We start from the raw sequence: 3,056 nt of genomic DNA, 5'->3' as shown, positions 1-3,056 counted from the left end.
GCCATTTTAAACGAAGGTTTTTTTGGTTTTTTTACATCGTAAGTAGTTGAAATTCGTGGTTTTAATGAGTGAATTTTTGGCAACCGGATGTTACCGGACGGGATTTTTTAGCCGACGTGTGTCGGGAAGCCGTCCCCGCGTGGTTTTTTCAGCCGACGGTCGTAGGGAAGAAATTCCCGCGCGGTTTTTTGTTGCCGACGGCCGTGGGGAGGAAATTCCCGTGCGGTTTTTGGTTGCCGACAGCTGTGGGCTGTCATTCCCGCACGGTTTTGGGTCGCCGACAGCCGTGGGCAGGATAGGAACGGAAAATATTGTCTAATTTAAAATAGTATGCAGATGATTACATCGACAAATCTTAAAGCTTTACGCAATTTGGAAGCGTTTCAGGTTTATTCGGACGTGGCCGCTTTCCTGAAACAGGAAGAAACCGCCAAGGAGTTTGAGGAACCCTTGAAGAGTGTGTGTGATACGTTTAATGCCCGCCTGCAGGAGTACGACGTGGCGCTCCTGCCCGAGCGGCGCAGTCCCCAGACGGCCGAACTGGCACAGCTGGACGCCCGGCGGGATTACATCCTCCGCAGTTTTATCGCCAATCTGAAGCTGTATGTGGTTTCTCCCGACGAGGAGCAGTCGCAGGCTGCCGACGTGCTGTTGTCGCTGGTGGAGAAGTATGGCAAGAATATCCCCGGTATGCCTTACCGGCAGGAGACGGCGGCGATTACCAATCTGTTGCAGGACATGGCGATTAAGGAGAACGAGGAGTTGGTCAAGAAGCTGTTTGTGGAGCATTGGATTACTTCCCTGCGCACCGCCAATACGCAGTTTGAGCAGACGATGCTTTCCCGTACGGACATTGCTTCCGAAGCGACATCGGAGAAGAGCAGGACGGCACGCGCCGCCGTGCAGACGGCATTTGAGAAGCTGTGCGAAATGATTAACGCCCTTGCCGTCGTCAAAGGCGAAGCCGCTTACAGCCGCATCATCGACCGTATCAACCGGCTGGTCAGAGAAGCGCAGGAAGTGCTTGCCCGCCGTATGGCTCGCAACAAGAAAGCTGTTGAAAAGGAGGAGGAAAATATAGACGTAGATGTGGAGGAAGAAGTGGAAGAATAGTATGAACTTGATAAAATAAAGAAAGAAATGATGAAAAAATTTTTGTATGGGGTGCTGTGTCTGGCTTTGTTGGTAGGATGCGGCAAGGATAAGGAGAAGGATTTTGAACCCGATGAGCCGGATACACCGGTGACGCCGACCGTTGTCACGTTGGAACTCTCCGATGCGGATTTGATTTTTGATGCGGAAGGCGGACAGAAGACGTTCACGATTACGAGCAATGCGGAGTGGACAATTACCAACGAAAGCGACTGGTGTACGACGGACGTTGCCTCCGGTTCGGGTAACCGGACGGTGACGGTCAGAACCCAGACTTACAATGCCCTGGAAGACCGCAATATGAACTTGACCGTCAAGGCGGGCGATAAGACGCAAGTGCTGACCGTGACGCAAAAATACGGAAATGCGATTGTACCGGACAAAGCGAAATTCGAGGTGGCACAGGGGGGAGGTGATTTGGCTATCCGGGTAAGAAGTAATATGACGTACGAGGTGACCATCCCCGAATTTTGTAGTTCGTGGATACAGCCGGCACCGGAAACGCGGGCGGAGATAAGCGACACGACGTACCGGTTCATTATTGCTAAAAATGAGAGCAAAGATTCGCGGATGGGCTTCATTATTTTCACTTCCGCGTCCCTAAGCGACACCGTCCGCATCTTCCAGGCAGAGAAAGACCAATTGATGCTGACGAAGAAGGAATACAATTTACTGGCAAAGGATACCACGATAACAATAGAGTTGAGAACAAATATCGATTATGATATACTTTTTTCAGAATTGGTTGATTGGTTGGAAGTTGTTCAAACCCGTGCCGTCAGAACTGACCGGATAGTTTTTCGTGTAATGGGAAATACAAGTAATGTATCCCGTGGAGTAAAAGTTATTTTTAAAGACAAAAACGGCGCTCTTGCCGATACGTTACAGGTAAGGCAATTTACCAAAGGCACGCATTTGGGTGGTATCGTTTTTAAAACGAAACAGGATTTGATTGATTTCCACGCCACGGGAAATACAGTAATTGTCGGGAATGTCACTATGGGGGGAACGGAATTAAAAAATCTACAGGAATTGGGCGATTTATTGGTGGAGATTGATGGGGATTTGAGCTTGGAATGTGATGCATTGGAAAGTTTGGAGGGATTGGGAGGATTGAAGCAGATTACGGGAAGTTTGGTCGTTACGGCTTCGTCATCAGTATTCTCGTCCTCTTCTGCCCATGCTTATTCAATGAGAGCTTTGACTTCTTTTACCGGTTTGACAAATTTAAAAAGTATAGGTAAGAACTTTATCATAACAGCTTCTGCTTCTTCTTCGACATCTTATTTTAGTTCTTCTTCTTTGGATTCTTTGAAATCTTTTGAAGGCTTGGAAAATTTGGAGAGTATCGGAGGGAATTTTGTGGTGTCAGCTTCTTCTAATAATCCTTCCTCTTCTTCTAATCCTTCTTCCTCTTTGATTTCCTTGGAATCTTTTAATGGTTTGGGTAAGTTAAAAAGTATCGGTGGCGATTTTAAGGTGTATGCTTCTAATTCATTGAATGCTTTGCAATCTTTTGCAGGCTTGGAGAGCTTGGAGAGTATCGGCGGAAGTTTTAAGGTGGCTTCTTCTTCTTTTTCTTATTCTTCATTGAAGGCTTTGAAGTCTTTTAGTGGTTTAAGTAAGTTGAAAAGTATTGGTGGCGATTTTGAGGTGATTTCTTCTTTTTCTTCTAATTCTTCTTTGTCTTCTTTAGAATCTTTTGCAGGCTTGGAGAGCTTGGAGAGTATTGGCGGAAGTTTTAAGGTGATTTCTTCTTCTTATTCTTCTTCTAATTCTTTGGAATCTTTGAAGTCTTTGAAGTCTTTGAAGTCTTTTGAAGGCTTGAGTAAGTTGAAAAGTATTGGTGGCGATTTTGAGGTGAATGCCAATGATTCTTATTATTCTTCTTTTTCTTCTTTAGA

At 46.0% G+C, this 3,056-nt stretch carries 3 protein-coding genes; all 3 read left to right on the top strand.

Annotated features, from left to right (window positions below):
• The first annotated feature begins 64 nt into the window (after positions 1–64).
• A complete protein-coding gene (locus NFR61_RS11065; RefSeq protein WP_251624131.1) occupies positions 65–319 on the top strand; it encodes a hypothetical protein in 255 nt (84 codons plus the stop codon).
• Positions 320–336: 17 nt separating this feature from the next.
• Positions 337–1,113 carry a DUF6261 family protein gene (locus tag NFR61_RS11060; protein ID WP_251624129.1) on the top strand — a complete coding sequence of 259 codons (777 nt, stop codon included), beginning with the start codon at positions 337–339 and terminating at the stop codon, positions 1,111–1,113.
• Positions 1,114–1,140: 27 nt separating this feature from the next.
• The coding region (locus tag NFR61_RS11055) for a BACON domain-containing protein (RefSeq protein ID WP_251624127.1) at positions 1,141–3,056 on the top strand (1,916 nt) is incomplete at its 3' end.

The organism is Odoribacter lunatus, assembly GCF_943193135.1.
GTDB classification, from domain to species: domain Bacteria; phylum Bacteroidota; class Bacteroidia; order Bacteroidales; family Marinifilaceae; genus Culturomica; species Culturomica lunata.
Note: the sequence above shows the minus strand (reverse complement) of the source record. Positions and strands in the feature narration are given on the sequence as shown.